The sequence below is a fragment of the Kineococcus sp. G2 genome (genome assembly GCF_037154035.1).
In the GTDB taxonomy this organism is placed as follows: Bacteria; Actinomycetota; Actinomycetes; order Actinomycetales; family Kineococcaceae; genus Kineococcus.
This window is the reverse complement of the sequence record NZ_JBBBEM010000004.1, coordinates 1-5,297: the sequence shown is the minus strand read 5'-3', so window position 1 is coordinate 5,297 and position 5,297 is coordinate 1. Positions and strand designations below refer to the sequence as shown.

Annotated in this window: 5 protein-coding genes; 3 read left to right on the top strand and 2 right to left on the bottom strand. The window is 76.8% G+C overall.

Annotated features, from left to right (window positions below):
* Nucleotides 1-48: 48 nt before the first annotated feature.
* Nucleotides 49-441 (bottom strand): DUF3037 domain-containing protein, encoded by a 393-nt coding sequence (locus tag V9U69_RS00420; RefSeq protein ID WP_337059312.1) that lies wholly within the window; start codon nt 439-441, stop codon nt 49-51.
* The gene (locus tag V9U69_RS00415; protein WP_337059311.1) at nt 434-1,219 is read right to left on the bottom strand and encodes a HipA family kinase; all 786 of its coding nucleotides are present in this window, start codon (nt 1,217-1,219) and stop codon (nt 434-436) included. Before V9U69_RS00415 ends, V9U69_RS00420 begins: the two co-directional genes overlap by 8 nt.
* Nucleotides 1,220-1,304: 85 nt before the next feature.
* Here V9U69_RS00415 and V9U69_RS00410 point away from each other — a divergent pair, with 85 nt between their 5' ends.
* The 3 genes from V9U69_RS00410 (at nt 1,305) to V9U69_RS00400 (ending at nt 5,242) form a co-directional block, all read left to right on the top strand.
* Complete coding sequence (locus V9U69_RS00410; protein WP_337059310.1) at nt 1,305-2,024, top strand: response regulator transcription factor; 720 nt, start codon at nt 1,305-1,307, stop codon at nt 2,022-2,024.
* A 113-nt stretch (nt 2,025-2,137) separates the two neighbouring features.
* Nucleotides 2,138-3,613, top strand: a complete 1,476-nt coding sequence (locus V9U69_RS00405; RefSeq protein WP_442907510.1) for a sensor histidine kinase — start codon at nt 2,138-2,140, stop codon at nt 3,611-3,613.
* A 132-nt stretch (nt 3,614-3,745) separates the two neighbouring features.
* Nucleotides 3,746-5,242 (top strand): S1C family serine protease, encoded by a 1,497-nt coding sequence (locus tag V9U69_RS00400; RefSeq protein WP_337059308.1) that lies wholly within the window; start codon nt 3,746-3,748, stop codon nt 5,240-5,242.
* Nucleotides 5,243-5,297: the final 55 nt, after the last annotated feature.

Below are 5,297 nucleotides of genomic sequence, written 5' to 3'. Positions count from 1 at the left end.
TCACCGCGGGGGTCGCCCCGTGGGCACCACCCACGGGGCAGGGGCGTCTCAGGGGCCGGTGACGAGGGCGCGCAGCAGCCGGTCCAGCTCCGCGGCCGGATCGGCCGTCAGCCCGCAGTGCACCGGGGAGGTCTGCAGCACGGTGCTGCGCGGGGCCGTCAGCCAGCGGAACCGCGCCCCCCGCGCCTCGGACGCGGCGGCACCGGCGGCCGGGTCGTCCGCGCACACCCGCTCCAGCGCGTCCAGGTGCCGGGCCACCGCGCCGGCGTCCACGTCCGGCGCCAGCGCCCGCAGGCGCGCGGCGTCCAGCGCGGTGCGGGCGGCCAGGTGCTCGCGCGCGCGGCACCACAGCACGACACCGGCGTTGAGGAACTCCGCGCGCTCCACGCGCGGCACCACCCGCACCACCGCGTACTCGTAGACGTCCAGGCCCTCAGCCACGGCGCGCCTCCCGCTGCACGGCGGCCAGCTCGCCCACCCAGGGCCGCGGTGGCGCCAGCCGCGCGGTGAACCACCCCAGGTACGCCTCGCGCACCTGGCGCGCGGAACCGAAGCCCGGTTCCCCCTCCAGCCACACGTCCGGCACGTCGTCCACCGCGGCGCGCAGCACGTCCGGGGTCAGGGCCGCTGCGCACGCGGCGTCCACGCCCGCCACGTCCGCGGCGGCTCCCAGCAGCAGGTGGTCCTCGGCGTGGCGCAGCGGCCGGGCGGCGCTCGCCGCGGCGCGCGCCCAGTCGTGGTGGAAGTACAGCGCCGCGCCGTGGTCGATCAGCCAGGGCCGCCCGCCCCACCACAGCGCGTTGGGGTTTCGCCAGGAGCGGTCCACGTTGAGCACCAGCGCGTCGAACCACAGCACCCGCGCCGCCCAGCCGGGCTCCACCGGGTCCACCGCCGGGTCGAACGAGAGCGCACCCGGCAGGAAGTCCATGCCCAGGTTCGCGCCCGGTGAGCGCAGCAGCAGGTCCTGCACCTCCTCGTCCGGCTCACCGCGGCCGATGACGGGGTCCACCTCGGCCACCACCAGCTCGGGCACCGCCAGCTCCAGGGCGGCGGCCAGGCGCGCGGCGAGCACCTCGGCGACGAGGACCCTGCGCCCCTGCCCGGCGCCGGAGAACTTCACGACGTAGGTGCCCAGGTCGTCGGCCTCGCACAGCCCCGGCATGCTGCCGCCCTCGCGCAGCGGCAGCACGTACCGGGTGGCGGTCACGGAGCGCAGCACGCCCGGGAGTCTGCCAGCCGCCCGCGTCCGCGCGACCCAGCGCCTCCCCAGGTGCTTCCCAGCCGGCGGGGGCAGGATCGGGAGGGTGAGGAGCGCGAACACCCCCCCGGAGGCCCGGTTGCTCGTCGTGGACGACGAGCCGAGCATCCGCGAGCTGCTGGCCACCAGCCTGCGCTTCGCCGGCTTCGAGGTCACGGCCGCGGCCGACGGCGCCCAGGCGCTGGAGCTGGCCGAGAAGGTGCGCCCGGACCTGGTGGTGCTGGACGTCATGCTGCCGGACCTGGACGGCTTCACCGTCACCCGCAAGCTGCGCGAGCGCGGCCGGCCGGTGCCGGTGCTGTTCCTGACCGCCCGGGACGACACCGCGGACAAGGTGGCCGGGCTGACCGTCGGCGGCGACGACTACGTCACCAAGCCGTTCAGCCTGGAGGAGGTGGTGGCCCGCATCCGCGCCGTGCTGCGGCGCACCGGTGGCCCGGCCGGGCCCGACTCCGGCCGGCTCGTCTTCCACGACCTGGAGATGGACGAGGACTCCCACGAGGTGCGCCGCGCGGGCCGGGCGGTGGAGCTGTCCCCCACCGAGTTCAAGCTGCTGCGCTTCCTGATGCTCAACCCGAACCGGGTGCTGTCCAAGGCGCAGATCCTGGACCACGTGTGGGACTACGACTTCAACGGCGAGGCGGGGATCGTGGAGTCGTACATCTCCTACCTGCGCCGCAAGCTGGACACCGAGGGCCTGACACCGCTCATCCACACCAAGCGCGGGGTCGGCTACGTGCTGCGCGTGCCCTCGGACGCCGGGTGAGCCGGGCGGGGACGGTGCTGGAGCGCTGGCGCGGGCGGGTGCGCGGCGCGGAGGAGCGGCTGCCGCTGCAGACGCGGCTGCTGCTGATCGCCGTGCTGCTGCTGCTGGTGGCGATGGCGGTCTTCGGCGGGGTGTCGCTGACGCTGCTGCGCGCGAACCTCCTGCGGCAGGTCGACGACGAGCTGAGCGGCCGCGGGCTCGTCGCGGCGGAGGCGTCGCTGTCCCACCTGGCGCAGGGGTACCCCAGCGACGCGGTGCCCTTCTCGTCCTTCTACGTGCTGCTGACCGACTCCGACGGCACCGTCCTGGACGAGGTCTGCCCCCCGGTGGAGGGCTCGCGCCGGTGCACCGGCCGCCCGGACCTGCCGGAGGTGACGAGCGAGCTGGTCGCCGCCCGGGCCGGCACCGCCTTCACCGTCGAGGGCGAGGACGGGGGCGGGCAGTGGCGGGTGCTGACCTCCCCCTTCGCCACCGTGCCCGTCAACGCGGTGGTGGCCGTGCCGCTGGAGGGCGTGCGGGAGACGCTGGCGCGCTACCGGACGGTCGCCCTGCTGGCGGGCGCGTCGGTGCTGCTGCTGGGCACGGGCCTGGCCGCGCTGGCGATCCGCCGCTCCTTCCGGCCGCTGGACGACATCGAGCGCACCGCGTCGGCCATCGCCGCCGGCGACCTGTCGCGCCGGGTGCGGCGGGCCCCGCCGGGCACGGAGATCGGCCGGCTGGCGCAGGCGCTGAACACGATGCTGGCCCGCATCGAGGACTCCTTCCGCGCCCGGCAGCGCTCCGAGGAGCAGATGCGGCGCTTCGTCGCCGACGCCAGCCACGAGCTGCGCACCCCGCTGGCGGCGATCCGCGGCTTCGCGGAGCTGTACCGGCAGGGCGCGGTGCGCGGCGAGGAGGACGTGGCGCACGTCATGGGCCGCATCGAGGGCGAGTCCACGCGCCTGGGCCGGCTGGTGGAGGACCTGCTGGCCCTGGCGCGGCTGGACGAGGCGCAGCGCCGCCCCGACCGCCGCCGCGAGCCGGTGGACCTGGTGGTCGTGGCCTCCGACGCGGTGCACGACGCGCGGGCGCTCGCCCCGGACCGGCGGGTGCGGCTGGTGGGTGTGCAGGAGGGCACCGGCCCCGCCTCGGCGGTGGTGCTGGCCGACGAGGCGGGGGTGCGGCAGGTGGTGACGAACCTGCTGGGCAACGCCCTGCACCACACCCCGGCCGGCACCCCGGTGGAGGTCGCCGTCGGCCTGGTGGCGGGCCCGTCGGGGCCGGAGTCGGTGCTGGAGGTGCGCGACCACGGCCCCGGCCTGCCGCCGGAGGAGGCCGAGAGGGTGTTCGAGCGCTTCTACCGGCTGGACGCCTCCCGCCGCCGCGGCACGGGCGGCGGCTCGGGACTGGGCCTGGCGATCGTGGCGAGCATCGTGGCCGGTCACGGCGGCACGGTGGCCGCGGTGCCCACGCCGGGCGGCGGCGCGACGTTCCGGGTGCGCTTCCGGGCCGCGCCGGCCCGGCCCGGCGACGGGGCGGGCGGGGAGGACCACGCCGGCGGGGACGGTCCCGCCGGCGACGAGCGCACCGGTCCCCGGATTCACAGCTGACGTCCAGCCCGTTCCGGGTACCCGTGCAGGGCGGGGACCGTCAATGGAGGGGAGACGGGGGCGCGCCCCCGCAGGGCGGGGAGCACCGGCTCCCCGCGCCCCGCCGGCACCGCACACCAGAGGTGAACGAGGATGGACCGCACCGCCGAGAAGCACCGCACCGTCGACAGCAGCACCGCGCCCTTCGGCGGCCCCCCCTCCGCGGGCACCGCGGTCCAGGCCCGCGGGTACGGCCCCGACCCCGACGGCGGGACCCCCACCGCGCCGCAGGCCCCGGCCCAGCACACCTACCCGGGCAGCTACCCCACCCAGCCGCTGCAGGGGGTCGCCCCCCACGGCTACCCGCCCCACGGCCCGCAGGGCGCTCAGCCCCACGACCCGTGGGCGACGCCCGGCGGCCCCACCCCTCCCGGGAACGGCGACGGCGGTTCCGGCGGTGGCGGTGGTGGCGGGCGCGGTCCGCGCCGGCGCCCCGGCTGGGCCGGGGTGGCGGGCATCGCCGTCGCCGGCGCCGTGGCCGCCAGCGCCCTGACGGCCGGCCTGCTGGGCGCCTTCGGGCAGGAGACGGGCACGAGCACCACCGCCTCCGCCCGCTCCGGCGGCACCATCCAGGGCGTCAGCGAGACGACCGTCAACTGGCAGGCCGTGGCGGACTCCGTCTCCCCCAGCGTCGTCGCGGTGGGCGTGAGCTCCGCGCAGGGTTCCGGCGTGGGCTCCGGCGTCGTCTACGACGAGCAGGGCCACGTCGTGACGAACAACCACGTCGTCACCGGCGCCGGTTCGGACGCGCAGATCGTCATCACCCTCAGCGACGGCCGCCAGTACGAGGCGACGATCGTGGGCACCGACCCCGCGACCGACCTGGCGGTGCTGCAGCTGCAGGACCCGCCCGCCGACCTGGTCGCGGCCACGTTCGCCGACTCCGACGAGGTCGTGCCCGGGCAGGCCGTCATGGCGCTGGGCAACCCGCTGGGTCTGGCCGGCAGCGCCACCACGGGCATCGTCTCCGCGGTGGACCGGCCGGTGGTGACGACCGTGCAGAGCGAGAGCCAGCAGAGCCCGTTCGGCGGCCAGTTCGGCGGCCAGTCCGGGCAGCAGACGACCGCGGAGACGGTGGCGACCAACGCCATCCAGACCGACGCGGCGATCAACCCCGGCAACTCCGGCGGGGCGCTGCTGGACTCCAGCGGCCGCGTCATCGGCGTGAACTCCTCCATCGCCACGCTCAGCTCGTCGGCGTCGGCGCAGTCCGGCAGCATCGGCCTGGGCTTCGCGATCCCCTCGAACGAGGTGACGATGATCGCCGACCAGCTCGTGGCCGACGGCACCGCCGAGCACGCCTGGCTGGGCGTGAGCCTGACCCAGGAGGACCCGGCGGTGACGGTGGGCGACGTGACCCGCACCGGCGCGCAGGTCGCCGCGGTCAGCGAGGGCACCCCGGCCGCCGAGGCCGGCCTCCAGGCCGGTGACGTCATCACCGCGGTGGACGGGGAGTTCACCGCCGGCTACGAGGCGCTGACGGCGGCGGTCCGCGAGGTCGCGGTGGGCAGCGAGGTGGAGCTGACCGTCGTGCGCGACGGTGCCGAGGAGACGCTGACCGCCACCCTGACCGCTCGCCCGGAGAGCTGATCCGGGCACGTCCAGCGCGCGAGGGCCCGGCCGCACCCGCGGCCGGGCCCTCGCG